The sequence below is a fragment of the Streptomyces sp. NPDC029296 genome (assembly GCF_055569255.1).
Map to the genome: position 1 here is coordinate 81,839 of NZ_JBVHXT010000035.1, position 25,224 is coordinate 107,062.

At 71.8% G+C, this 25,224-nt stretch carries 23 protein-coding genes; 9 read left to right on the forward strand and 14 right to left on the reverse strand.

Going from position 1 to position 25,224, the window contains the following annotated elements:
- Window positions 1–133 precede the first annotated feature (133 nt).
- Together gabT and ACZ4W9_RS28015 are read left to right on the forward strand one after the other, a co-directional pair.
- A complete protein-coding gene (gabT, locus tag ACZ4W9_RS28010; protein ID WP_467940408.1) occupies window positions 134–1,468 on the forward strand; it encodes a 4-aminobutyrate--2-oxoglutarate transaminase in 1,335 nt (444 codons plus the stop codon).
- Between the two features lie 398 nt (window positions 1,469–1,866).
- A complete protein-coding gene (locus ACZ4W9_RS28015) occupies window positions 1,867–2,505 on the forward strand; it encodes a phosphatase PAP2 family protein (RefSeq protein ID WP_467940410.1) in 639 nt (212 codons plus the stop codon).
- Here ACZ4W9_RS28015 and ACZ4W9_RS28020 read toward each other — a convergent pair.
- The 8 genes from ACZ4W9_RS28020 to ACZ4W9_RS28055 form a co-directional block, all read right to left on the reverse strand.
- The gene (locus ACZ4W9_RS28020) at window positions 2,444–4,261 is read right to left on the reverse strand and encodes a chitinase (RefSeq protein ID WP_467940412.1); all 1,818 of its coding nucleotides are present in this window, start codon (window positions 4,259–4,261) and stop codon (window positions 2,444–2,446) included. The genes ACZ4W9_RS28015 and ACZ4W9_RS28020 overlap by 62 nt on opposite strands.
- 86 nt (window positions 4,262–4,347) lie before the next feature.
- Entirely contained in the window at window positions 4,348–4,806 is a 459-nt protein-coding gene (locus ACZ4W9_RS28025; protein WP_467940414.1) for a hypothetical protein, read from the reverse strand.
- A 111-nt stretch (window positions 4,807–4,917) separates the two neighbouring features.
- Window positions 4,918–6,348, reverse strand: a complete 1,431-nt coding sequence (locus ACZ4W9_RS28030) for an NAD(P)/FAD-dependent oxidoreductase (protein WP_467940416.1) — start codon at window positions 6,346–6,348, stop codon at window positions 4,918–4,920.
- 48 nt (window positions 6,349–6,396) lie between these two features.
- A complete protein-coding gene (locus ACZ4W9_RS28035) occupies window positions 6,397–7,197 on the reverse strand; it encodes an ABC transporter permease (protein WP_467940417.1) in 801 nt (266 codons plus the stop codon).
- Window positions 7,198–8,127: an ABC transporter permease gene (locus ACZ4W9_RS28040; RefSeq protein ID WP_467940419.1), complete on the reverse strand. Its 930-nt coding sequence runs from the start codon at window positions 8,125–8,127 to the stop codon at window positions 7,198–7,200.
- Window positions 8,127–9,278 (reverse strand): ABC transporter ATP-binding protein, encoded by a 1,152-nt coding sequence (locus ACZ4W9_RS28045; protein ID WP_467940421.1) that lies wholly within the window; start codon window positions 9,276–9,278, stop codon window positions 8,127–8,129. Before ACZ4W9_RS28045 ends, ACZ4W9_RS28040 begins: the two co-directional genes overlap by 1 nt.
- Before the next feature lie 5 nt (window positions 9,279–9,283).
- Window positions 9,284–10,531 (reverse strand): polyamine ABC transporter substrate-binding protein, encoded by a 1,248-nt coding sequence (locus tag ACZ4W9_RS28050; RefSeq protein WP_467940422.1) that lies wholly within the window; start codon window positions 10,529–10,531, stop codon window positions 9,284–9,286.
- Between the two features lie 53 nt (window positions 10,532–10,584).
- Window positions 10,585–12,120, reverse strand: a complete 1,536-nt coding sequence (locus tag ACZ4W9_RS28055) for a gamma-aminobutyraldehyde dehydrogenase (protein WP_467940424.1) — start codon at window positions 12,118–12,120, stop codon at window positions 10,585–10,587.
- Window positions 12,121–12,326: 206 nt separating this feature from the next.
- Between ACZ4W9_RS28055 and ACZ4W9_RS28060 the strand changes: the two genes are divergently transcribed.
- Complete coding sequence (locus tag ACZ4W9_RS28060) at window positions 12,327–12,890, forward strand: NADAR family protein (RefSeq protein WP_467940425.1); 564 nt, start codon at window positions 12,327–12,329, stop codon at window positions 12,888–12,890.
- A gap of 234 nt (window positions 12,891–13,124) precedes the next feature.
- Here ACZ4W9_RS28060 and ACZ4W9_RS28065 read toward each other — a convergent pair whose 3' ends face one another.
- The gene (locus ACZ4W9_RS28065; RefSeq protein ID WP_467940427.1) at window positions 13,125–14,210 is read right to left on the reverse strand and encodes a DUF4190 domain-containing protein; all 1,086 of its coding nucleotides are present in this window, start codon (window positions 14,208–14,210) and stop codon (window positions 13,125–13,127) included.
- A gap of 18 nt (window positions 14,211–14,228) precedes the next feature.
- On the opposite strand from ACZ4W9_RS28065, the gene ACZ4W9_RS28070 reads away from it, so the two are divergent.
- The 3 genes from ACZ4W9_RS28070 to ACZ4W9_RS28080 all read left to right on the forward strand — a co-directional run bounded on the left by ACZ4W9_RS28070 (window position 14,229) and on the right by ACZ4W9_RS28080 (window position 17,667).
- On the forward strand, window positions 14,229–15,434 hold the full coding sequence (locus tag ACZ4W9_RS28070) for an adenosine deaminase (protein WP_467940461.1): 1,206 nt from the start codon (window positions 14,229–14,231) through the stop codon (window positions 15,432–15,434).
- Between the two features lie 115 nt (window positions 15,435–15,549).
- Window positions 15,550–16,233, forward strand: a complete 684-nt coding sequence (locus ACZ4W9_RS28075; RefSeq protein WP_467940429.1) for a glycerophosphodiester phosphodiesterase — start codon at window positions 15,550–15,552, stop codon at window positions 16,231–16,233.
- Between the two features lie 234 nt (window positions 16,234–16,467).
- Window positions 16,468–17,667, forward strand: coding sequence for a serine hydrolase domain-containing protein (locus tag ACZ4W9_RS28080; RefSeq protein ID WP_467940431.1), 1,200 nt, complete (start codon window positions 16,468–16,470; stop codon window positions 17,665–17,667).
- Here ACZ4W9_RS28080 and ACZ4W9_RS28085 read toward each other — a convergent pair.
- Window positions 17,657–18,190: a hypothetical protein gene (locus tag ACZ4W9_RS28085; RefSeq protein ID WP_467940433.1), complete on the reverse strand. Its 534-nt coding sequence runs from the start codon at window positions 18,188–18,190 to the stop codon at window positions 17,657–17,659. The genes ACZ4W9_RS28080 and ACZ4W9_RS28085 overlap by 11 nt on opposite strands.
- Window positions 18,191–18,221: 31 nt before the next feature.
- The gene (locus ACZ4W9_RS28090; RefSeq protein WP_467940435.1) at window positions 18,222–18,866 is read right to left on the reverse strand and encodes a nitroreductase family protein; all 645 of its coding nucleotides are present in this window, start codon (window positions 18,864–18,866) and stop codon (window positions 18,222–18,224) included.
- A gap of 85 nt (window positions 18,867–18,951) precedes the next feature.
- Between ACZ4W9_RS28090 and ACZ4W9_RS28095 the strand changes: the two genes are divergently transcribed.
- The gene (locus ACZ4W9_RS28095) at window positions 18,952–19,632 is read left to right on the forward strand and encodes an IclR family transcriptional regulator (RefSeq protein ID WP_467940436.1); all 681 of its coding nucleotides are present in this window, start codon (window positions 18,952–18,954) and stop codon (window positions 19,630–19,632) included.
- Window positions 19,633–19,656: 24 nt separating this feature from the next.
- On the opposite strand, the gene ACZ4W9_RS28100 is transcribed toward ACZ4W9_RS28095, so the two are convergent.
- The 3 genes from ACZ4W9_RS28100 to ACZ4W9_RS28110 all read right to left on the reverse strand — a co-directional run bounded on the left by ACZ4W9_RS28100 (window position 19,657) and on the right by ACZ4W9_RS28110 (window position 22,994).
- Entirely contained in the window at window positions 19,657–20,136 is a 480-nt protein-coding gene (locus tag ACZ4W9_RS28100; RefSeq protein WP_467940438.1) for a hypothetical protein, read from the reverse strand.
- Window positions 20,137–20,184: 48 nt separating this feature from the next.
- Window positions 20,185–21,378 carry a polyamine ABC transporter substrate-binding protein gene (locus ACZ4W9_RS28105; RefSeq protein ID WP_467940462.1) on the reverse strand — a complete coding sequence of 398 codons (1,194 nt, stop codon included), beginning with the start codon at window positions 21,376–21,378 and terminating at the stop codon, window positions 20,185–20,187.
- A 176-nt stretch (window positions 21,379–21,554) separates the two neighbouring features.
- Window positions 21,555–22,994 (reverse strand): gamma-aminobutyraldehyde dehydrogenase, encoded by a 1,440-nt coding sequence (locus ACZ4W9_RS28110; RefSeq protein WP_467940440.1) that lies wholly within the window; start codon window positions 22,992–22,994, stop codon window positions 21,555–21,557.
- A 170-nt stretch (window positions 22,995–23,164) separates the two neighbouring features.
- Here ACZ4W9_RS28110 and ACZ4W9_RS28115 point away from each other — a divergent pair, with 170 nt between their 5' ends.
- Both ACZ4W9_RS28115 and ACZ4W9_RS28120 read left to right on the forward strand, forming a co-directional pair.
- Complete coding sequence (locus ACZ4W9_RS28115) at window positions 23,165–23,686, forward strand: Lrp/AsnC family transcriptional regulator (RefSeq protein ID WP_185149123.1); 522 nt, start codon at window positions 23,165–23,167, stop codon at window positions 23,684–23,686.
- 19 nt (window positions 23,687–23,705) lie between these two features.
- Window positions 23,706–25,070 carry an aspartate aminotransferase family protein gene (locus ACZ4W9_RS28120; RefSeq protein WP_467940442.1) on the forward strand — a complete coding sequence of 455 codons (1,365 nt, stop codon included), beginning with the start codon at window positions 23,706–23,708 and terminating at the stop codon, window positions 25,068–25,070.
- Window positions 25,071–25,224 lie beyond the last annotated feature (154 nt).

Here is a 25,224-nt window from a genome sequence, read left to right on the forward strand (position 1 = left end):
ACAACGCCCACATGGAGCATGCCCACCCCCCGGAACCGGTCTTAGCCTGCGAGAAAAGAAGGTATGCGTCCGTAAACGCACCGCCCGGAACCGCCCGGGACCGCCCGGTACGCAAGATCATCAGGGAGCCCCCATGACCGCACTTCCGCAGGAGCGCCGCGTCGTCACCGCCATCCCCGGCCCGAAGTCGCAGGAGCTTCAGGCCCGCCGTACCGCCGTGGTCGCCCAGGGCGTGGGCTCCACGCTGCCGGTCTTCGTCACCCGTGCCGGCGGCGGCGTCATCGAGGACGTGGACGGCAACAGCCTCATCGACTTCGGTTCCGGCATCGCCGTGACCTCCGTCGGCGCCTCCGCCGAGGCCGTGGTGCGCCGCGCGAGCGCCCAGCTCGCCGACTTCACCCACACCTGTTTCATGGTCACCCCCTACGAGGGCTACGTGGCGGTCGCGGAGGCGCTCGCCGAGCTGACCCCGGGCGACCACGCCAAGAAGTCCGCGCTGTTCAACTCCGGCGCCGAGGCCGTCGAGAACGCCGTCAAGATCGCGCGTGCGTACACCAAGCGGCAGGCCGTCGTCGTGTTCGACCACGGTTACCACGGCCGGACCAACCTGACCATGGCGCTGACCGCGAAGAACATGCCGTACAAGCACGGCTTCGGCCCGTTCGCCCCCGAGGTCTACCGCGTGCCGGTGGCGTACGGCTACCGCTGGCCGACCGGCCCGGAGAACGCGGGCCCGGAGGCCGCCAAGCAGGCCATCGAGCAGATCACCAAGCAGGTCGGCCCGGACAACGTCGCCGCGATCATCATCGAGCCGGTGCTGGGCGAGGGCGGCTTCATCGAGCCCGCCAAGGGCTTCCTGCCCGCGATCCGCCAGTTCGCCGCCGACAACGGGATCGTCTTCGTCGCCGACGAGATCCAGTCCGGCTTCTGCCGGACCGGCCAGTGGTTCGCGTGCGAGGACGAGGGCATCGTCCCCGACCTGATCACGACCGCCAAGGGCATCGCCGGCGGTCTGCCGCTCGCCGCCGTGACCGGGCGCGCGGAGATCATGGACGCCGCGCACGCCGGCGGCCTCGGCGGCACCTACGGCGGCAACCCCGTCGCCTGCGCCGGTGCGCTCGGCGCCATCGAGACGATGAAGGAGCAGGACCTCAACGGCAAGGCCAAGCGCATCGAGGAGGTCATGAAGGGCCGCCTCACCGCCATGGCCGAGAAGTTCGACATCATCGGCGACGTGCGCGGGCGCGGCGCGATGATCGCCATCGAGCTGGTCAAGGACCGGGCCACCAAGGAGCCGAACCCGGAGGCCACCGCCGCGCTCGCCAAGGCCTGCCACGCCGAGGGCCTGCTGGTCCTGACCTGTGGCACCTACGGCAACGTGCTCCGCTTCCTGCCCCCGCTGGTCATCGGCGAGGACCTGCTGAACGAGGGCCTCGACATCATCGAGCAGGCGTTCGCGCGCGTCTGACCCGCGCGCCGGACCGGCAGGTCCGTACCCGTGGAGGGCCTGCGGCAGGCGGTGTGAAGAACGTGTGCGGGGTGGATGACGGGAGGGGAATCCGTCTGCCCAACCGCCCCGGCCTGCCGTAGGTTCTCTCCGGATGAGAGATACACCCCGTCCACGGGGGACCGTGGACGGATCCGGGACGAGGCCTCCCCAGCTTCGGTCCGGTCGTGCCCTCGCGCACACCACCGGGGCCTCGCGGCTCCGGGATCTCCTCACCGATCGGACGGTCGCCGCCCCAAACCCCCCGGGGCGCGCGGCGTTCCGGTCCGGACGGCCGCCTCGGAACCACCCCCCCTGTTCCGGGGCGGCCGACCTCCTCCCCCGGCGCTTCCCGTGAGCGGACCTGCGAAGCTGGGCGCATGCTTCTCCTGGTCCTCCCGGTGGTCGTCCTCGCCCTTCTCACCTGGCAGGTCGTCACCGACGGGCCGCTGCTGCGGCCGGACGCGGAGGCGAGCCGGGCCCTGGTCCATCCGGACGGCTTCTCCCAATTCCTCTCCGACCTCGGCAACGTCCAGGTCGCCGTCCCGGCACTGGTCCTCGCCCTGGCCGCCGCCCTGTGGCTCGGCCGGGTCCACGGCGTCCGCCACTGGTGGCCGGCGCCGCTGACCGCCGCCGTGCTGATGGCGCTGGTCCCGGCGGTCGTCGTGCCGCTGAAGGAGTGGACCGACCGGCCGGGGACACCGGCGGTGCCCCCGGCGACGGGCTACTTCCCGTCCGGTCACACGGCGACGGCGGTGGTCGCCTACGGTTCGGCGGCCCTGCTCCTGCTTCCCCGGCTCCGCTCCCCCGCCGCCCGCCGCGCGCTGACGGCCGGCTGCGGGGTCCTGGTCCTCGGGGTGTCCTACGGCCTGGTCCGCCACGGCTACCACTGGCCGCTGGACGTGGTGGCCGGCTGGTGCGTGGGCGCCGTGCCGCTGGCCGTCCTCGCCCGGGTGGTCAGCCGAAGTACGCGTCGAAGTTCTTCTGGAACTCCCAGTTCGCGTACCGGTCCCAGTTGACCGACCACGTCATCAGGCCGCGCAGGGCGGGCCAGGTCCCGTGGGTGGCGTACGAGCCGCAGTTCGTCTTCTTCGTCAGGCAGTCCAGGGCCTTGGTGACCTCGGCCGGGGAGACGTGGCCGTTGCCCGCGTTCGTGGACGCCGGCATGCCGATGGCGACCTGGTCGGGGCGCAGCGGCGGGAAGACGTTGTTCTGGTCGCCGGCGACCGGGAAGCCGGTGAGCAGCATGTCGGTCATGGCGATGTGGAAGTCGGCGCCGCCCATGGAGTGGTACTGGTTGTCCAGGCCCATGATCGGTCCCGAGTTGTAGTCCTGGACGTGCAGCAGGGTCAGGTCGTCGCGCAGGGCGTGGATCACCGGGAGGTAGGCGCCGCAGCGCGGGTCCTGGCCGCCCCACTTGCCGCTGCCGTAGTACTGGTAGCCGTTCTGCACGAAGAACGTCTCCGGGGCCATGGTGAGGACGAACTTGGATCCGTACTTGGCCTTCAGGGTCTTCAGTGCCGAGATCAGGTTGACGATCACGGGCGTGGCGGGGTTCTTGAAGTCCGTGTCGCCCGTGTTCAGGGACAGCGAGTGGCCCTCGAAGTCGACGTCGAGGCCGTCCAGGCCGTAGGTGTCGATGATGTGCGAGACCGAGGAGACGAAGGTGTCGCGGGCCGCGGCGGTGGTCAGCTGGACCTGGCCGTTCTGGCCGCCGATGGAGATCAGCACCTTCTTGCCGGCCGCCTGCTTGGCCTTGATCGCCGCCTTGAACTCGGCGTCGCTCTCCACGTTCGGGCACTCGGTGACCGGGCAGCGGTTGAAGCGGATGTCCCCGGAGGTGACCGAGGTGGGCTCGCCGAAGGCCAGGTCGATGACGTCCCAGCTGTCGGGGACGTCGGCGAGCCGGGTGTAGCCGGCGCCGTTGGCGAAGCTGGCGTGCAGATAGCCGACGAGGGCGTGGGCGGGCAGGCCGGACGAGCCGCCGCCGTCCCCGCCACCGCCGCCGGGGCTGGTCGTGGCGGTGACGACGGCGGACTTCGCGGACTCGCCGGCCTCGTTCACGGCGGTGACCTGGAAGCCGTACGCCGTGGCGGCGGTGAGTCCGGAGACGGTCGCCGAGGTGCCGGTCGCCGTCTGGACCTTGACCCCGTCGCGGTAGACGGCGTAGCTCGTCGCGCCGGTCACCGCCGACCAGGACAGGCCGACGGAGGAGGAGGTCACGGTGGTGGTCTTCAGCCCGGCCGGGGCGGCGGGCGGCTGGGTGGTGCCGCCGCCGGGGCCGACGAGGGTGATGTCGTCGGCCTGGTAGGTGCCGGTGCCGTACCAGCCGTGGGTGTAGATGGTGACCTTGGTGGTGGCGGCCCCGGTGCGGAAGGTGGTGCTCAGCTTCTGCCAGTCGGGGGCGGACTGGGTCCAGGTGGAGACGTCGGTGGTGCCGGTGCCGCTCGCGCCGAGGTAGGCGTAGGAGCCGCGGACGTATCCGGACAGCGTGTACTGGGCGCCTGGCTGGACGGTCACCGTCTGCGAGCACTGGGCGTTGTCGCCGCCGGCCGGGGTGGCCTGGAGGGCGGACGTGCCGCTGTGCACGGGCGAGTTCACCGTCGTGCCGGTGGTGCAGGTCCAGCCGGTCAGGCCGGACTCGAAGCCGCCGTTGACGGCGACGTCCGCGTCGGCCGCACGGGCGGCCGACGAGAGCGCGGTGATGCCGGGCACGGCCAGGCTCACGGCCGTGAGCGCGGCGAGGACGGGTCCGGTGCGTCTGGCGCGTTCCACAAGGGCCTCCGGGGTCGGGGGAGTTGGAGGAGCGGGAGCGCACACAATTTGGTCCAGACCAATCCTGCTGTCAAGGTGTCCGGCCGTTACCCGTGCCCGTGACCGCGCCGGGCCCGCTCCGCCACCGCCTCGTGCATCGCCAGTTCCAGCAGCGCCGGATCGGTCAGCGTGCCCGAACCGTCCGGCGGCACCAGCCAGCGCACGCCCCGGGCCGTCCGGCCCGGATACGGCACGACGATCCAGGTGCCGGCCCCGGCGGCGCGGATGCCGGTGCCGAGCCAGCGGGCCGCGGTGCCCGCGGGCACCAGGAACCCGATCCGGCTGTCGCCGGGGCCGGCGAGCACCGGGCCGGGCCGGGCCGGCATGCGGGTGAGCACGTCCAGGGTCGGATGACCGAGGTCACCCGGCAGGATCAGGACGTCCCAGGCCTTGCCGGCGGGCAGCAGGGCGACCCCCAGGGGGTTGCGTTCCCACTCCCGGCGGCAGGCCTCGGGATCCGGTGCGACGGATGCGAGCCATGTCACGGCCGTCTTCGCCCCAGTCATCGAAAAAAGCCTCCCTCTCTCTCGTGGACGCGGGTGCGTCACGAGGTGAGAGGGAGGCCGCCCGCCGGCATTACGCGGGTCCGCCCGGCCCGCCGAGTGACGTGCGTCACGTCAGCTGTCGAAGCCCAGCCCCAGCCGGTCCATCGTCCGCAGCCACAGGTTCCGCCGGCCGCCGTGCGCGTCCGCGCGGGCCAGGGACCACTTGGTGAGGGCGATCCCGGTCCAGGCGAACGGCTCCGGCGGGAACGGCAGCGGCTTCCTGCGGACCATCTCCAGTTCGGTCCGCTCGCTGCGCTCCCCGTCCAGCAGGTCCAGCATCACGTCCGCGCCGAACCGGGTGGCGCCGACACCGAGGCCCGTGTAGCCGGCCGCGTAGGCCACCCGGCCCTGGTGGGCGGTGCCGAAGAACGCGGAGAACCGGGAGCAGGTGTCGATCGCCCCGCCCCAGGCGTGGGTGAAGCGGACGCCCTCCAACTGGGGGAAGCAGGTGAAGAAGTGGCCGGCCAGCTTGGCGTACGTCTCGGGCCGGTCGTCGTACTCGGCGCGCACCCGGCCGCCGTAGGGGTAGACCGCGTCGTAGCCGCCCCACAGGACGCGGTTGTCGGCGGAGAGCCGGAAGTAGTGGAACTGGTTGGCGCTGTCCCCGAGGCCCTGCCGGCGCCGCCAGCCGACCGAGGCGAGCTGCTCGGCGGTCAGCGGCTCGGTCATCAGGGCGTAGTCGTAAACCGGGACGGTGTACGAGCGCACGCGCCGCACCAGGTTCGGGAAGATGTTGGTGGCGAGCGCGACCTTGCGGGCGCGGACGGCGCCGTACGGGGTGCGTACGGCCATCCCGGCGCCGTAGGTCTTCAGGGTGAGGGCGGGCGTGTGCTCGTACACCCGCACCCCGAGGCTCAGGCAGGCCCGCTTCAGGCCCCAGGCGAGCTTGGCCGGGTGCAGCATGGCCACGCCCCGGCGGTCCCACAGGCCCGCCTGGAAGGTGGGCGAGTTCACCTCGGCGCGCACGGCGTCGGCGTCCAGGAACTCGATGCCGTCGGCGAGGCCCTCGTCCTGGAGTTCCCGGTGCCAGTCCCTCAGCTCCCGGGCCTGGTAGGGCTCGGTGGCCACGTCGATCTCGCCGGTGCGTTCGAAGTCGCAGTCGATGCCGTACCGGGCGATCGCGGCCTCGATCCCGTCGAGGTTGCGCCGGCCCAGCTCCTCCAGCCTGTGGATCTCGCCGGGCCAGCGGGTCAGGCCGTTGGGCAGGCCGTGCGTGAGGGAGGCGGCGCAGAAGCCGCCGTTGCGGCCGGAGGCGGCCCAGCCCACCTCGCGGCCTTCCAGCAGGACGACCTCGCGCCCGGGGTCGCGCTCCTTGGCGTTCAGGGCCGTCCACAGCCCGCTGTAGCCGCCGCCGACCACCAGCAGGTCGCAGGTCTCGGCGGTGGTGAGGGCGGGCTCGGCGGCCGGCTTGCCGGGGTCTTCCAGCCAGTACGGGACCGGCTGGGCTTCGGAGAGAGAGGCGATCCAGTTGTCTTTCCCACGGCTCATGGCGCTTGGGGCCATGATTTCAACTCCCTACAGAGGCTTTCCGAAAGGGCCTAGGAGAACGGCCTATGCCTTGTGCTTGTTCCGGCGGTTTCCGGCGGCCATCGCGACCAGGACGAACAGGACGGCGAGGAGGAACATGGCCGTGCCGATCACGTTGATCTGCACGGGCGTTCCGCGCTGCGCCGAACCCCACACGAACATCGGGAAGGTGACCGTCGAGCCGGCGTTGAAATTGGTGATGATGAAATCGTCGAAGGAGAGCGCGAACGACAGCAGCGCGCCCGCGGCGATTCCGGGTGCCGCGATGGGCAGGGTGACCCGCCAGAAGGTCTGCACGGGACCGGCGTACAGGTCCCGGGCGGCCTCCTCCAGGCGCGGGTCCATCGACATCACGCGCGCCTTGACCGCGGTGACGACGAAGCTCAGGCAGAACATGATGTGGGCGATCAGGATCGTCCAGAAGCCCAGCTGGGCGCCCATGTTGAGGAAGAGGGTGAGCAGCGAGGCGGCCATGACCACCTCGGGCATCGCCATCGGCAGGAAGATCAGCGAGTTGACGGCGCCGCGTGCGCGGAAGCGGTAGCGGACCAGCGCGAAGGAGATCATCGTGCCGAGGGCCGTGGCGCCGACCGTCGCCCAGACGGCGATCTGGAGGCTGAGCGACAGCGAGCCGCACATGTCGGCGACCCCGCACGGGTCCTTCCAGGCGTCCGTGGAAAATCGCTGCCATTCGTAATTGAAGCGCCCCTTCGGTTTGTTGAAGGAGAACACCGTGACGATGACGTTCGGCAGCAGCAGATAGGCGAGCGTCAGCAGTCCCGCGATGACGACGAGTCGGCGCTTGAGCCAGTTGAGGAAGGGCATTCAGACCAGGTCCTCCGTCCCCGACCGGCGGATGTAGAGGGTGACCATGGCCAGGATGGCGGCCATGAGGATGAAGGAGAGCGCGGCGGCCGTCGGATAGTCCAGGACGCGCAGGAACTGCGTCTGGATGACATTGCCGATCATGCGCGTGTCGGTGGAGCCGAGGAGTTCGGCGTTGACGTAGTCGCCGGTGGCCGGGATGAAGGTCAGCAGCGTCCCGGAGACCACGCCCGGCATGGACAGCGGGAAGGTGACCTTGCGGAAGGTGGTCCAGGGCCTGGCGTACAGATCACCGGCCGCCTCGTGCAGCCGTCCGTCGATCCGCTCCAGCGACGTGTACAGCGGCAGGATCATGAACGGCAGGAAGTTGTACGTCAGCCCGCACACCACGGCCAGCGGGGTGGCCAGCACCCGGTCGCCCTCCGTCCAGCCGAGCCAGCCGGTGACGTCCAGGACGTGCAGCGTGTTCAGCGCGTGCACGACCGGGCCGCCGTCGGCGAGGATCGTCTTCCAGGCCAGGGTGCGGATCAGGAAGCTGGTGAAGAACGGCGCGATCACCAGGATCATGATCAGGTTGCGCCAGCGGCCGGCGCGGAAGGCGATGAGGTACGCCAGCGGATAGCCGAGCAGCAGGCACAGCACGGTCGCGGCGGCGGCGTAGCCGACGGAGCGCAGGAACTGCGGCCAGTACGCGGACAGCGCGTCCCAGTAGGTCGCGAAGTGCCAGGTGACCTTGTAGCCCTGCTCCAGGGAGCCCTGCTGCACGGAGGTGGAGGCCTGGTAGATCATCGGCAGCGCGAAGAAGACGATCAGCCACAGCATGCCGGGCAGCAGCAGCCAGTACGGGGTGAGCCGGCCGCGCCGGCGCGGAGGCTTCTCCCCGGGCGGGGCGGGGCTGAGCGGCGGGGGCGCCTCGGTGAGCGTGGACATCAGGCGGCGACCTCTTCCTCGGTGCCCGCGTCGATGGCCTGGGCCGCGTCCAGGGCGAAGGTGTGGGCCGGGCTCCAGTGCAGGACCACGTCGGCACCGGGCACCAGCCGGCCGTCGCGCTCGACGTTCTGCACGTACACCGACAGGTCCGGGCAGACCGGGCTGTCGATGACGTACTGCGTGGAGACGCCGATGAAACTGGCGTCGGCGATCTTCCCGGTGAGGCGGTTGCGGCCGGCCGGGATGCTCCCCGCGTCGTCGGCGTGCGTGAGCGAGATCTTCTCCGGGCGGATCCCGACCAGCACCTTGCCGCCGGCCGTCGCCGGGGCGGTACACCGGGCGCCGGGCAGCACCAGCTTGCCGCCGCCCGCCTTGAGCACGATGTCGTCGCCGCTGCGGGAGTCGACCTCGGCCTCGAGCAGGTTGGAGGTGCCGAGGAAGTTCGCGACGAACGTGGTCCGCGGGTTCTCGTACAGGTCGGCCGGCGCGCCGAGCTGCTCGACCCGGCCGCCGTTCATCACGGCGACCGTGTCGGCCATGGTCATGGCCTCCTCCTGGTCGTGCGTGACATGGACGAAGGTGATGCCGACCTCGGTCTGGATGCGCTTGAGCTCCAGCTGCATCTGGCGGCGCAGCTTCAGGTCCAGGGCGCCGAGCGGCTCGTCCAGCAGGAGCACCCGGGGGTGGTTGATCAGGGCGCGGGCCACGGCGACCCGCTGCTGCTGGCCGCCGGAGAGCTGGTGCGGCTTCTTGCGCGCCTGCTCGCCCAGCTGGACCAGCTCCAGCATCTCCTCGACCTGCTTCTTCACGCTCTTGATGCCGCGCCGGCGCAGACCGAAGGCGACGTTCTCGAAGATGTCGAGGTGCGGGAAGAGGGCGTAGGACTGGAAGACCGTGTTGACCGGCCGCTTGTACGGTGCCAGGTGGGTGACGTCCTGGTCGCCGAGCCGGATCGTGCCCGTGGTGGGCTCCTCCAGGCCGGCGATCATGCGCAGGGTGGTGGTCTTGCCGCAGCCGGAGGCGCCGAGCAGGGCGAAGAAGGAGCCCTCGGGCACGGTCAGGTCCAGCGGGTGTACGGCGGTGAAGGAGCCGTAGGTCTTGGAGATACCGGAGAGGCGGACGTCGCCGCTGTTGTCTGGTGTCGTCTTCATCGTCGTCACGCCCCTGTGAGCTTCGCGAACTTTCCTTCGTAGGCCGTCTCTTCCTTCTGGCTCAGGGAGCGGAAGGCATGGGACTTCGCCTGCATGGCCCGGTCGGGGACGATCAGCGGATTGTCCGCCGCGTCCCGGTCGATCTTCGCAAGGTAGGGCTTCACCCCGTCGACCGGTGTCACGTAGTTGATGTACGCGGCGAGCGCGGCGGCCTGCCGCGGCTCGTAGTAGAAGTCGATCAGCCGTTCGGCGTTCGTCTTGTGGCGCGCCTTGTTGGGGACGCACAGGTTGTCGGTCGACGTCACGTAACCGCTGTCGGGGATGACGAAGTCGATGTGCGGGCTGTCCGCCTTGAGCTGGACGACGTCACCCGCCCAGGCGATACAGGCGGCGAGGTCGCCCTTGGCCAGGTCGGAGGTGTAGTCGTTGCCGGTGAAGCGGCGGATCTGGCCCTTGTCGACGGCCTTCTGGAGGCGGGCGATCGCCGCGTCGTAGTCGTCGTCGGTGAACTTCGCCGGGTCCTTGCCCATGTCGAGCAGGGTCATGCCCACGCTGTCGCGCATCTCCGACAGGAAGCCGACGCGCCCCTTGAGCCCCGGGTTGTCGAGCAGGTCGGAGACCGAGCGCACCTCGATGCCGTCCAGCGCCTTCTTGTTGAAGGCGATGACGGTGGAGATGCCCTGCCAGGGGTACGAGTACGCACGCCCGGGGTCCCAGTCCGGGTCGCGGAACTGGGCCGAGAGGTGGGTGTAGGCGTGCGGCAGGTGGGAGGGGTCGAGTTTCTGGACCCAGCCGAGGCGGATCAGCCGGGCGGCCAGCCAGTCGGTGAGGACGATGATGTCCCGGCCGGTGTCCTGGCCCGCGGCGAGCTGCGGCTTGATCTTGCCGAAGAACTCGTTGTTGTCGTTGATGTCCTCGGTGTAGTCGACCGTGATCCCGGTCCGCTCGCGGAAGGTCTCCAGGGTCGGGTGGTGCTTGCCGCTGTCGTCGACGTCGAGGTACTCGGTCCAGTTGGAGAAGTTGACCACCTTCTCCGTGGCCGAGTGGTCCTGGGCGGAGGTGCCGCCCTGGCTCCTGCCCGCGGCCGGGATGCCGCAGGCGGCGAGCGTCCCGAGGCCGCCGGCCGCGAGGGCGCCGCCCGTGGCGGCCCGCAGCAGGGACCGGCGGGTCAGGGCGGCCCTGCCGCCCCTCAGGCTGCGCCGCAGGGCGGCCGCTTGGGGCGGGGTCAGGCGGTCGGGCTCGTACTGCTCCATGCGCGTGGTGCCCTTTCGGGAGGGATCGGCCTGGTCGACGGCCTGGTCGGTCTCTAGCGGTCCCCGAAGACGGTGCGGTGCCAGTCCTTGGCGGCCACCGCGGTGTTGTCGAACATGACGTGCTTGATCTGCGTGTACTCCTCGAAGGAGTAGGCGGACATGTCCTTGCCGAAGCCCGATGCCTTGTAACCGCCGTGCGGCATCTCGCTGATGATCGGGATGTGGTCGTTGACCCAGACGCAGCCCGCCTCGATCTCGCGGGTGGCCCGGTTGGCGCGGTAGACGTCGCGCGTCCACGCGGAGGCGGCGAGCCCGTAGGGGGTGTCGTTGGCCAGCCGCAGGCCCTCCTCGTCGCTGTCGAAGGGCAGGACGACCAGGACGGGTCCGAAGATCTCCGCCTGGACGATCTCGCTGTCCTGGGCCGCGCCGGCGATCAGGGTGGGCCGGTAGTAGGCACCGTCCGCCAGCTCGCCCCCGGGTGCCTCGCCGCCGGTGACCACGCACGCGTGGGCGCGCGCCCGGTCCACGAACGCGGCCACCCGGTCGCGCTGCGCATGGGAGATCAGCGGCCCGAGGTCGGTGCCGGGCGCGAAGGGGTCGCCGAGCCGGACGGTCTCCATCAGCGCCGCCGTCCGCTCCACGAACGCCTCGTACAGCGGACGCTGCACGTACGCGCGGGTGGCGGCCGTGCAGTCCTGCCCGCTGTTGATGAGCGAGCCCGCGACCGCGCCGTGCGCGGCGGCCTCCAGGTCGGCGTCGTCGAAGACGACGAAGGGCGCCTTGCCGCCCAGTTCCAGGTGGAGCCGCTTGACGGTGGCGGTGGCGATCTCGGCGACGCGCCTGCCGACGGCGGTGGACCCGGTGAAGGAGGTCATGGCCACGTCCGGGTGCCCGACCAGGTGCTCGCCGGCCTCCTTCCCGGTCCCGGTGACGATGTTGACCACCCCGTCCGGGATGCCCGCGTCCGTGGCCGCCCGGGCGAACATCAGCGAGGTCAGCGGGGTGATCTCGGCGGGCTTGAGCACGATGGTGTTGCCCGCGGCGATCGCCGGGAGGATCTTCCAGGCGGCCATCTGGAGGGGGTAGTTCCAGGGCGCGACGGACCCGACCACCCCGATGGGCTCACGCCGGACGTACGACGTGTGGTCCCCGGAGTACTCGCCGGCGGACTGCCCCTGGAGGTGCCGGGCGGCGCCCGCGAAGAAGGCGGTGTTGTCGACGGTGCCCGGCACGTCGAACTCGCGGGTGAGCTTGAGCGGCTTGCCGCACTGGAGGGATTCGGCGCGGGCGAGATCCTCGGCGCGCTCGGCGAGCACCCCGGCGAACCGGTGCAGGGCGTCCGAGCGCTCGCCCGGGGTGGCGGCGGCCCAGCCCGGGAACGCCGCGTGCGCGGCGGCGACGGCCGCGTCGACGTCGTCGGGGCCGGCCAGTTCGTAGCGGTACACCTCCCGGCCCGTGGCGGGGTCGACCACGGCGTGGTGGCGGCCCGAGGTGCCCTGGGCCGGCCGGCCGGCGATGAACTGCGCGCCGTCCGCGAACCGGTCCTGTGCGGGGAATCGTTCCGGGGTGGCGGTGCCCGGGTTGTGCATGTCGCTCTCCTCCGCCGTACGCCCCCTCCCGGGGGGGTGGCGTAGCTCCAGCTCGATTTGAGTGCCGATCCTGACAGAGCCATAGGGCACCAACAAGTGATTCCGTTGTTGCCTTTTGGTTACGCGACGGAATCTGTCGACCAGGTGTCGAGTCGGGGGGCGAAAGGACGGACGGAGTGTCAGTGGTGCGTGCCAGACTCGCGTGCATGGGAAGGATCGACGGGGTGGATTCGCTGATCAGGGAGGTCCGCGCGGGCCGCCGGCTGAAGTACCTCTGCTTCTGGGGGCACCGGCCGCGGCCGGACGGGCGGATCGGCGCGAGCTGTCTGAGCCAGTGGTGGCCGTCACCGTTCGTGGTCGACGGGGTGGAGTACGCGACGGCCGAGCACTGGATGATGGCCGGCAAGGCCCGGCTGTTCGGTGACGCGGAGGCGGAGCGCCGGGTGCTGGCCGCGGAGCATCCCGCGGCGGCGAAGACGGCGGGGCGGCTGGTCCGGGGCTTCGACGAGGAGACCTGGGAGCGGGAGCGGTTCCGGATCGTGGTCGAGGGCAGCGTGCACAAGTTCGCGGCCGACGACGGACTCCGGGACTTCCTGCTGAACACCGGGGACCGGGTGCTGGTGGAGGCGAGCCCCCTGGACCGCGTGTGGGGCATAGGTCTGGCGGCGGACGACGAGGCGGCCGCGGACCCGGAGCGGTGGCAGGGCCTGAACCTGCTGGGCTTCGCCCTGATGGAGACGCGGGAGCGGTTGGCGGGGGCGGGGGCCTGAACGACTGCGAACGGCGTGGCATGACCGGCCGGGACGGCTCGGACCGGCCGTGATCGGCTCGGGCCGGCCGGCAGTGTCGGTCCGCGCCGCCGGTACCGGCTTGCGGGCCGGAAAGTCACCGCACGGCACCGAGCGGGGGCGACTTCCGGTGCGGGCCTGCCCCGTGCGCGACCGGCGGGCCCTTGCGCGTGCGCCGCACGGCGCGGGGCGCACAGGACCGGCGGGCCGGCAAGTTCAGCCGTACACCGCGATGATCACGGCGAACAGGCCCAGCACCAGGACGATGCCCGTCGCCCCGCAGATGAGACCGGCCAGGGCCACCCCGGGGTTCGTGGCCTCGCCGCGCTTCGCCTTCCCCCGGCCGAGCGCTCCGAAGATGACGGCCAGGACGCCCAGCACCAGGGCGAGCGGCCACGCGAGGAAGCCGATCACCGAGATGATGCCCAGCACCAGGGAGGCCGTCCCCATGCCGTTGCTCGGGGCGGGCTGCATGCCGGGCCAGCCGTAGCCGTTGCCGACCAGGTAGGCGGCGTCGGCGTACGGGGCGTGCGGCGGGCCGGGGTGGCCGTAGGCGGGCAGGGTGCCCGGGTAGCCGTACGGCACCTGTCCGGGACCGTCGGGGGCGATGGGCGGCGGGGGCACCGGGCCCGGCCCCGCGGGCGGGGGGAAGGCGTGGGCTTGGGGGGTGGGGGGTGCGTACGGGTGGGGGGTCGCGTAGGAGGCGGGGGGTGCGAAGGGGTTGGGGGCCGGGTTCGGGGCGGGGCACGCAAAGGGATGCGCCTGGGGCGTCGCCTCGGGGGCCGGCGGGGCGAACGGGCCGGGGGCGGGGCTCGCGTTCCGGGGGGCGAAGGGGTTCGGCGGAGGCGGCGTGGGCGTGGGCGGCGCGAAGGGGTTCGGCTGCGGGACGGGGGCCTGGGGCGCGGCGGGGTGCGGCGCGGGGGCCGGTGACGCGGTGCCGTCGGCGGGGCCGGCCCAGGGGGCGGGCGCGGTGCCGGCGAGGGCCGTCGGGGCCGTCGGCGGTGAGGTGAGGGTCCGCTGGTCGTGGACGGAGGCGGGGGCCCAGGGCGCGTCCCGGACCGGCGTCCCATCCGCGCCCGGTGCCGCGGACGCCGGTGCCTGGTCCGCCCGGGGTTCCGCGGGCTCGGGTATTCGGCCCGCCATGGCTGCCGTCGGCTCCGGTATCCGGTCCGCCGTCGACGCCGCCGCCCCCTTCTCCAGGGACACCGGGGGTGTCGCGGAGTCCTCCGGGCCCGGCGGTGTCGCGGGCGCGGGGGCGGCGGTCCGCTCCCCCGGCGTGGTCTGCGGCGCGTCGTCGGACATGGTGAAGGGACCCCTCTCCTGGACGTCCCGTCATGCTACGGGCCGCTCGGGACACCGCGGCCCGGGGCCTACGATGAACCCGCGCCACCGATCAGCCGATCACCGCGCCCGGGCCGTGTACCGCGGTCCACGGGCGCCGTTCCCGGGGAGGAACCCTTGACCGCCACCTCCGTACCCGCCGCCGGCACCGCCGACCGCGACCTGCGCGCCTTCATCGCGGGGCTGCCCAAGGCCGAGCTGCACGTCCACCACGTCGGCTCCGCCTCCCCCCGCATCGTCTCGGAACTGTCCGCGCGCCACCGCGACTCCAAGGTCCCCACCGACCCCGAGGCGCTGGCCGAGTACTTCACCTTCACCGACTTCGCGCACTTCATCGAGGTGTACTTGTCGGTCGTGGACCTCATCCGCACCCCGGAGGACGTCCGGCTGCTCACCTACGAGGTGGCCCGCGACCTGGCCCGGCAGCAGGTGCGGTACGCGGAGCTGACCATCACCCCCTTCTCCTCCACCCGGCGCGGCATCGACGAGCGGGCCTTCATGGACGCGATCGAGGACGCCCGCAAGGCCGCCGAGGCGGAGTTCGGGACCGTGCTGCGCTGGTGCTTCGACATCCCCGGCGAGGCGGGTCTGGAGGCGGCCGAGGAGACCACGCGGCTGGCCACGGAGGACCGGGTCCGCCCGGAGGGCCTGGTGTCGTTCGGGCTCGGCGGGCCGGAGATCGGGGTGCCCCGGCCGCAGTTCAAGCCGTACTTCGACCGGGCCATCGCCGCCGGGCTGCGCTCCGTGCCGCACGCCGGGGAGACGACCGGTCCGGAGACGGTGTGGGACGCGCTGCGCGACCTGCGGGCCGAGCGCATCGGGCACGGCACCAGCTCCGCCCGGGACCCGGAGCTGCTGGCGTACCTCGCCGAGCACCGCATCCCCTTGGAGGTGTGCCCGACCTCCAACATCGCCACCCGCGCGGTCCGCACCCTGGAGGAGCACCCGATCAAGGAGTTCACCCGGGCCGGGGTGCTGGTGACGGTCAACTCCGACGACCCGCCGATGTTCGGCACCGACCTGAACAACGAGTACGCGGTGGCCGCCCGGCTGCTGGAACTGGACGAGCGGGGCCTCGCCGCGCTCGCGAAGAACGCGGTGGACGCCTCCTTCCTGGACACCGCGGGCAAGGCCCGGCTCGCCCGGGAGATCGACGACTACACCACCGCCTGGCTCGCCGGCTGACCCACCGCGCCCGTCGCGAGCTCCCCGCACCGGGGCCCGGGCCGATCGGCCTGCCGCCGGGCCTCCCGCCGGGCCCCGAGGCCGAAGCCGCTCACGGCCCGGACACAATGGGCCCATGCAGACCGTGACCGCCGTGGCCCACCGCGGTGACCCCTACCGCTTCCGTGAGAACACCCTCGACTCGCTGCGGTCCGCGCTCGGCCAGGGCGCGGACGCCGTCGAGATCGACGTACGGCTCACCCGGGACGGCGTCCCCGTGCTGCTGCACGACGAGACGCCGCGCCGGCTGTGGGGGGTCGACCGGCCGCTGGCCGCGCTGTCCGCCGAGGAGCTGCGCGGGCTGACGGCCGGCGGGGTGCCGACGCTGGCCCAGGCGCTGGCCGCGACCGGTGACAGCCGGGTGATGGTGGACCTGTGCGGGCCGGTCGGGCGCCGGACGGTGGCCCGGACGCTGGACGTGGTCCGGCAGAGCGGGGCCCGGGACCGCGTCTACTACAGCGCGGGCGCCGAGGCGACGCTCGCCCTCCGGGCCGCCGACCCGGCCGCCGAGATCGCCCTGACCTGGACGACCCTGGCCCCGCCCCGCCCGGCGCTGCTCGCCGCCGTGCGCCCGCGCTGGCTCAACTACCGCTTCTCCCTGGTCGACCGGGACCTGACCGCCCGCGTGCACCGCGACGGCTGTCTGCTGTCCGTGTGGACCCCGGACACCCGCCGCTCCCTCGGCAGGCTGCTGGACCTGGGCGTGGACTCGATCACGACGAACCGGATCGGCCTCCTGCACACCCTGCGCTCCCGCTGACCCCGGCGGACTCCGGCGGACTCCGGCGGCGGCGCGATCGCCTGCGCGTCCGCGCCCTCGGCACACCGTTCGGGACCTCCTCCCGTAGGGGTCGTCCCCGACAACTCCCGCACCTGCCCCGCTGTTTGTTCGGGGTCACGCAAGGGTCCGCCCCCTCCTTGATGAGGATCCGGGCGGCGGTCCACCGTCCGAGGATGATCAGGAAGCCGGACCCGATCTCCTCGAGGAGCCCCCATGCGCCGCACCAGCGGTACCAGCACGTCCAGCCCTGCCCGCCGTACCGCCCTCGTGGCCGCCGGACTCGTCGCCATGCTGGTCGCCGGTTCGCCGGCCGCGCCCGCGTTCGCCGCTCCCGCCACCGCCTCCGCCTCCGCCTCCGCCGAGGGCACACCCGCCCCGGACACCAGGCCCGGCCCGGACGAAGAGGCCCTGTCCGCCGCGCTCGCCGGGCTGCCCGACCACGACGCCACGGCGGCACTGCTCCGCGTGGGCGGCGACGGCCGCTGGCGGGGCACGGCCGGTGTGCGGGACGCCCGCACGGGGGCGCCCGCCCTGGAGAACGGGCGGTTCCGGGCGGGTTCGGTGACGAAGGTGGTCACCGCCGCGATCGTGCTGCAACTGGTCGCGGAGGGCCGGATCGACCTCGACGGCACCGTGCAGCGCTATCTGCCGGGCCTGCTCACCGAGAAGTTCGCGGAACCCGTCACCGTACGGCAGTTGCTGGACTACACCAGCGGCCTCCAGCCGGGGGCGTCCCTCGACGACACGGCCGGGGCGGGCTACTCGCACCGCTTCGAGACGCTGACGCCCCGGCAGGTCGTGGCCCAGGCCGTGGCCCAGGGTCCCGCGTACACACCGGGGACACGGCAGACCTACGGCAACATCCACTACACCGTGCTCGGCCTGCTCATCGAGAAGGTGACCGGTGACTCGTACGCCCACCAGGCCGAGGTGCGGATCTTCCGGCCGCTGGGCATGCGGCACAGTTCCTTCCCCGCCGCCGGGGACACCAAGATCCACGGGCCGCACAACCGGGGTTACGACTGGATCGACGGCAAGCTGGTCGATGTGACCGAGTGGAACATGACCGACCGGTTCGCGGCCGGCGACCTCGTCTCGACCACCGCCGACCTGGAGCGCCTGCTGGTGGGCCTGTTCCGCGGCCGGGTGGTGCCCGAGCCGCAGTTGCGGGAGATGTTCACCCCGCCCGCCAAGCTGCCCGGCGCCCGGTACGGCGCGGCACTGGAGCGGGTCGAGATCAACGGCGAGGAGGTCTGGGGCAAGACCGGTGCGCGGCCGGGCTACGTCACGGTGATCGCCGCGACCAGGGACCTGTCCCGCACCCTCGTCTGCTCGGTGAACTCCACGGACGCCAAGGGCCCCGGCCAGCAGGCCGCCACCGAGCGCTTCGCGCTCCCCGCCTTCAACCGCTGACGGGCGCCGCGGCCGACGGCGCGGGCGGGGTGCCGAGCGCCTCCAGCCGCTTGATCTTCTTCCGGACGAGGAGGAGCGGAACGACGCCGAAGACCCCGAAGGACATGTCGATCAGGCTCCACCAGAAGGGGATGCCCCGGACGGGTCCGCAGGCGAGGGCGAGCGGGATGATCCCGGCACAGGCGATCATCCCGAACTCGATCACCCAGATGTTGCGGACGGGGTCGCGGTACGGGCCGTAGAACGCGACCGCGATGACGAGGTGGGCGAAGGCCAGCCAGTCGGTGCCGTACAGGACAAAGGGGTACTCGGCGTCGGCGGTGTCCAGCCCCTGCCGCACCCGGACGATCCACTCCATCGCCCCGGGCAGGTGCTCCGGCACGGACAGCGCACGCAACGCGCTCTCGGTCCAGCGCAGTTCGTGCACCAGCGGGAAGGCGGTGGCCCCGCTGAGCACGAGGCACACGACGAAGAGGACCAACCAGGCGCGGATGCCCTTGAGCAGGGCGGCTCTCTCGCTCATGACAGGAGGGTACGCCTGGAATTGAACATGTTCAAAAATGGTCCCAGTGCAGCACCCGGTCCCGGGGGATGCGGGGAGCCGGCCGGAAGTCGGTGCCGAGGGTGTGGGCGACGGGGATGAGCGCCGCCTGCATCACGTCGTCGTACGGGATGCCGAGCACCCGGGCCGACTCCCGCTCGTCGACGAGGTTGCCGGTGGTCCAGCAGGTGCCCAGGCCCCGGGCCCGCGCGGCGAGCATGAAGCTCCACACGGCCGGCAGGATGGAGCCCCAGGTGCCGGCCTGGCGCAGGACCGGGGCGTGGTCGGTACGGCCCTCCACGCACGGCACGACGAGCGCCGGAACCTCGTGCAGGTGGGCGTACAGGTGCGCGGTGCCGGAGTAGACCCGGTCCATCCGGGCCACGGACGCCCGTCGCACGTCCCGCTCCGGCAACGGCTCGGCGGTGCCGGGCGTGGCCACCCCGGCGCGCCACACGTCGGCCAGGGCGGCCCGCCGCGCGGGGTCGGTGACGATGACGAAGTGCCAGCGCTGCCGGTTGCGTCCGGACGGCGCCTGCACGGCGAGGTCCACGCACTCCTCCAGCAGCCGGCGCGACACCGGACGGGTGAGGTCGAGGCGGTGGCGGACGGCGCGGGTGGTGGACAGCAGGTCGTCGGAAGAGAGATCGAGGGTCATGCGTTGACCCTGGCGGGCGGCGCCGGACGGCGGCAACGCCCGGCTTTCACTGAGCGAAAACGCGGGCGGGACGGGCGGAGGACGGATGGCCGAGAGCGTCGCGGGGCGGGTCTTCTCCGTGCTGGACGCGTTCGCGGACGCGCCGGTCACGCTGCGGCTGACGGAGATCGCCCACCGCACGGGCCTGCCCGTGCCGACCGCGCTGCGCATGGTCCGGGAACTGGTGGCCTGGGGCGGGCTGGAGCGGGGGGCGGACGGCTCCTACCGCCTCGGCACCCGGATCCGGGCGCTCGGTGCCGCCGCCCCCTGCCCGCGCGGTCTGCTGGAGACCGCGCTGCCGGCGCTGCGCATCCTGACCGCGCGCACCGGAGGGCACGCGGACGTGGTGATCCCCGCCGACGGCACGGCCCTGTGCCTGGTGACCGGCGCCCGGCTCCCGCCGCACGCCACGGCCGCGGGCAAGGTCCTGCTGGCCCACGGCCTGCTCCCCGTCCCCGCCGGCGCGGAGCGGCACACCCGGCACACCGTCACCGCCCCCGGGGCGCTCGGCGCCCAGCTCACCCGCGTCCGCGCGACCGGCCTGGCCGAGGCCCACGAGGAACACCGCCTGGGTGAACTCTCCTTCGCGGCCCCGGTGTTCCGGGCCGGCACACCCGTGGCGGCGGTGGCCCTGACCACCCCATCGGCCATCCGCTCCGCCCGCCTCGCCCCGGCCGTCCGGCTGGCGGCGGCCACGGTGGGCCGCGCGCTGGACGAGCGGGGGTGACGGCGGCGAGGCGGTCGCGGGGCGTCAGTCCCAGGCGTTGAAGAGCACCCCGCCCAGCGTGGTGAGGTGGTAGAGGCGGATGTGGCGCCACTCGTCCCGGGTCAGGGCCGAGGTGTCCACGGCGGACAGCGGTGTGGTGAGCCGCTCGCGGTCCAGCACCGTGAAGCCCGCGTCGGCGAAGACGGGGGCCCAGGAGGGCGGTGCGAGGAACTCCTCGTCGTACCAGTTCCGGCGTTCCGGGGCGAACGCGATCCACGGGTGGTGGGCGTGGCACAGGACGACGGTCTCGCCCGCGCCGTCGAGGACCGAGGCGGTGTGGAAGCTGCGGGGACGGCTCTGTTCCTCCACCTCGCCCACCGTGCCCCCGGCGATCCGGGCGGCCGCGTACAGAGCCGTGCGGAACGTCCGAGGGTCGGTCCGGGGAAGCGGACCGGCGTCCTTCGGGCCGAGGAGACCCGTCGCCCCGCGCGGCAGCGGGAAACCCTTGTCCTTGTCCGTGACCATGGGCTCATCCTGCCCGGTGACGGCGCGGTGCGGCGGCCGGCCGTCGGCTCACAGGCCCACGATGCCGTTCCAGCGCCGGGTGAACTCCGGGCGTTCCGTGGAGGCGATGTCCCGGGCGACGGCCAGACGCTCGCGCATGACGGGGTCCGGGAAGATCAGGGGGTTGTCGGCGAGGGCCGCGGTCTCCTTGTCCGCGTCGGCGGCCAGCACCTCCCGGGCGGCCGGGACCGGGCAGACGTAGTTGACCCAGGCGGCGAGCTTCGCGGCGACCTCGGGCTGGTAGTAGTAGTCGATCAGCCGCTCGGCGTTGGCCTTGTGCCGGGCCCGGTCGGGGATCATCAGCGAGTCCGACCACAGCTCGGCGCCCTCCTCGGGGACGACGAAGCGGATGTCGGGGTTGTCCGCCTGGAGCTGGATGACGTCGCCGGAGTACGCCTGGCAGGCCAGTACGTCCCCGCTGACCAGGTCCTTGGTGTAGTCGTTGCCGGTGAAGCGGCGGATCTGGCCCCGGTGCACCTCCCGCTCGATCCGGTCGCACATCCGGTGGAAGTCGTCCGTGGTCCAGCGGGTGATGTCGACTCCGTCGCCCTGCATGAGCAGCGCGAACGCCTCGTCCAGGCCGGACAGCAGGGTCACCCGTCCCTTGAGGTCGGGCGCCCAGAGGTCCTCGACGTGCCGGATGTCCCGGCCGAGCTTGCGACGGTTGTAGGCGATGCCGGTGATCCCGGACTGCCACGGCACGGTGAACCGGCGGCCCCGGTCGAAGGCGGGCGAGCGCAGCAGCGGGTCCAGGTGGCGCGCGACGTTCGGCTGGTGGGCGCGGTCCATCTCCTGGACCCAGCCCAGCCGGACGTACCGGGCGCACATCCAGTCGCTGATGACGATCAGGTCGCGGCCGGTGGACCGGTGGCTCATCAGCGAGGGGCTGATCTTGCCGAAGAACTCGTCGTTGTCGTTGATCTCCTCGACGTAGTCGACGGAGATCCCCGTGCGCTTGCCGAACCCGTCCAGGGTGGGCCGCCGGCCCGGGTCGTCGTCGTCGGTGTCGATGTACAGCGGCCAGTTGGCCCAGGTCAGCCTCTTGTCGGCCGCGGACTCGTCGGCCGCGGAGCGGTCACCGGGCCTGACGTAGGCGGCGGGCACCCCGCACCCGGCCAGCGCGCCGAGCGCGGCGGCGGTGCCGAGGGCGGCGAGGAGGGAACGGCGGGACGGCGCGGACGTGCGGGAGGAAGTCTGGGACACAGTCTGGGACACCCCGGAAGGATGCCGTTCCGCCGCCCGGAGCGGCAATCGACGCTGCGTCGAGCGCTCGGACGCCGGTCCGACACCTTGTCGATCACCCCGCCGGGGCAACGACACGGCACGGCCCCGGACGGGAAGGTGAGACCCGTCCGGGGCCGTGCCGCCGTTCGCGGTGCCTACGCGTCCAGAGACGTCATCACGTGCTTGATGCGCGTGTAGTCCTCGAAGCCGTAGGCCGACAGGTCCTTGCCGTAGCCGGACTTCTTGAAGCCGCCGTGCGGCATCTCGGCGACCAGCGGGATGTGCGTGTTGATCCACACGCAGCCGAAGTCAAGCTTCTTGGACAGGCGCATCGCGCGGGCGTGGTCCTTGGTCCACACCGAGGACGCGAGGGCGTACTCGACGCCGTTGGCGTACTCGACGGCCTGGTCCTCGTCGGTGAAGGACTGCACGGTGATGACCGGGCCGAAGACCTCGTTCTGGACGATCTCGTCGTCCTGCTTGAGGCCGGAGACGACGGTCGGGGCGTAGAAGTAGCCCTTGTCGCCGACCCGGTGGCCGCCCGCCTCGACCTTGGCGTGGGCCGGCAGGCGCTCGATGAAGCCCGCGACCTGCTTCAGCTGGTTGGGGTTGTTCAGCGGGCCGAAGAGGACGTCCTCGTCGTCCGGCTGCCCGGTCCTGGTCTCGGCCGCGGCCTTGGCCAGCGCGGCCACGAACTCGTCGTGGATCGCCTCGTGGACGAGGACGCGGGTGGCGGCCGTACAGTCCTGGCCGGCGTTGAAGAAGCCCGCCATGGAGATGTCCTCGGCGGCCTTGGCGATGTCGGTGTCCTCGAAGACCACGACCGGGGCCTTGCCGCCCAGCTCCAGGTGGACCCGCTTGACGTCCTTGGAGGCGGACTCGGCGACGGACATGCCGGCGCGCACGGAGCCGGTGATCGACGCCATCGCGGGCACGGGGTGCTCGACCATCATCCGGCCGGTGTCGCGGTCGCCGCAGATGACGTTGAAGACGCCCTTGGGCAGGATCGAGCCGATGATGTCGGCGATCAGCACCGTGGAGGCGGGGGTGGTGTCCGACGGCTTGAGCACGACCGTGTTGCCCGCCGCGATGGCCGGGGCGAACTTCCACACGGCCATCATCATCGGGTAGTTCCACGGCGCGACCTGCGCGCAGACACCGACCGGCTCACGGCGGATGATCGAGGTCAGCCCCTCCATGTACTCGCCGGCCGAGCGGCCCTCCAGCATCCGGGCGGCGCCCGCGAAGAAGCGGATCTGGTCGACCATCGGCGGGATCTCCTCGGAGCGGGTCAGCCCGACGGGCTTGCCCGTGTTCTCCACCTCGGCCGCGATCAGTTCCTCGGCGCGCTCCTCGAACGCGTCGGCGATCTTCAGGAGGGCCTTCTGCCGCTCGGCGGGGGTGGTGTCGCGCCAGGCGGGGAAGGCGCGGGCGGCGGCTTCCATGGCGGCGTCGACGTCCGCCTGCCCGGACAGCGGCGCGGTCGCGTACGCCTCGCCCGTCGCGGGGTTGACCACCTCGGTGGTCCGTCCGTCGGCGGCGTCCCGGAACTCACCGTCGATGTAGTTGCGCAGACGACGCAGCTCGGTGCTCACTGCCGGCCTCCTGATCTGGTTCTGGCTGTCCACTCGCTGAGACACCCACCCTAATCGCCGCACCCACGTTTTCAACACCCCCACCGGCGCTTCATCTGCGAAATCCGCAAGGTCGAGTCTCCGAAACAACGGATTTCATCGCTCAGACCTTGCAAAACTGTCGAGACCTGGTGCACAGTGAGGTCGTGGCCAGTCGAAGCGCAGACCAGAGGGACTCGTCCCGCGAGTCCAGGAACGGCAACAGTCCCCAGCTGGACGCCGTCTCCCTCGCCATCATCCAGCAGCTCCAGGAGGACGGCCGCCGGCCGTACGCCGCGATCGGCAAGGCCGTCGGCCTGTCCGAGGCGGCCGTGCGCCAGCGCGTGCAGAAGCTGCTGGACCAGGGCGTGATGCAGATCGTCGCCGTGACGGACCCGCTGACCGTGGGCTTCCGCCGGCAGGCGATGGTCGGGATCAACGTCGAGGGCGATGTCGAGTCGATCGCGGACGCGCTGACCGGCATGTCGGAAGTCGAGTACGTGGTGATGACCGCGGGCTCGTTCGACATCCTCGCCGAGATCGTCTGCGAGGACGACGACCACCTGCTGGACGTCATCAACAAACGCATCCGGGCCCTGCCCGGCGTGCGCTCCACCGAGAGCTTCGTCTATCTGAAGCTCAAGAAGCAGACCTACATGTGGGGAACCCGATAACCGTGAGGACCCGATAACCGTGAGCACCAAGGACCTCAGCCGCACCGCGTACGACCACCTGTGGATGCACTTCACCCGCATGTCCTCGTACGAGAACTCCCCCGTCCCGACCATCGTCCGGGGTGAGGGCACCTACATCTACGACGACAAGGGCAAGCGCTACCTCGACGGTCTCGCGGGTCTGTTCGTGGTCCAGGCCGGTCACGGCCGCACGGAACTCGCCGAGACCGCCGCCAAGCAGGCGCAGGAGCTGGCCTTCTTCCCGGTGTGGTCCTACGCCCACCCCAAGGCCGTCGAGCTGGCCGAGCGCCTGGCCAACGAAGCCCCCGGCGACCTGAACAAGGTCTTCTTCACCACCGGTGGCGGCGAGGCCGTCGAGACCGCCTGGAAGCTCGCCAAGCAGTACTTCAAGCTGACCGGCAAGCCCACCAAGTACAAGGTCATCTCCCGCGCGGTCGCCTACCACGGCACCCCGCAGGGCGCCCTGTCCATCACCGGGCTGCCGGGCCTGAAGGCCCCCTTCGAGCCGCTGGTGCCGGGCGCGCACAAGGTGCCGAACACCAACATCTACCGCGCGCCGCTCTTCGGCGACGACCCGGTCGCCTTCGGCCGCTGGGCCGCCGACCAGATCGAGCAGCAGATCCTCTTCGAGGGCCCCGACACCGTCGCCGCGGTCTTCCTGGAGCCGGTGCAGAACGCCGGCGGCTGCTTCCCGCCGCCGCCCGGCTACTTCCAGCGCGTGCGCGAGATCTGCGACAAGTACGACGTCCTGCTCGTGTCGGACGAGGTCATCTGCGCCTTCGGCCGCCTCGGCACGACATTCGCCTGCGACAAGTTCGGCTACGTCCCGGACATGATCACCTGCGCCAAGGGCATGACCTCGGGCTACTCCCCGATCGGCGCCTGCATCATCTCCGACAAGCTCGCCGAGCCGTTCTACAAGGGCGACAACACCTTCCTGCACGGCTACACCTTCGGCGGCCACCCGGTCTCCGCCGCGGTGGGCCTCGCCAACCTCGACCTGTTCGAGCGGGAGGGCCTCAACCAGCACGTGCTGGACAACGAGGGCGCCTTCCTGCAGACCCTGCAGAAGCTGCACGACCTGCCGATCGTCGGCGACGTCCGCGGCAACGGCTTCTTCTACGGCATCGAGCTGGTGAAGGACAAGAACACCAGGGAGTCCTTCAACGAGGAGGAGACCGAGCGCGTCCTGTACGGCTTCCTCTCCAAGGCGCTGTTCGACAACGGCCTGTACTGCCGTGCCGACGACCGCGGCGACCCGGTCGTCCAGCTCGCTCCGCCGCTGATCTCCACCCAGGAGACCTTCGACGAGATCGAGCAGATCCTGCGGGCCACCCTCACGGAGGCGTGGACCAAGCTCTGATCATCCGACCGGATGACAGCACGCGGCCCCGGCGCCGTCCGTTCGAGTGAGAACGGCGGCCCGGGGCCGCGTGCTGTCCGGGCTCCCGTCCGGGACCTGCCTAGCGTGCCAGTGACCGATCGGCCCAGCCTTCGTTCCCCCACATGGCGGGGCG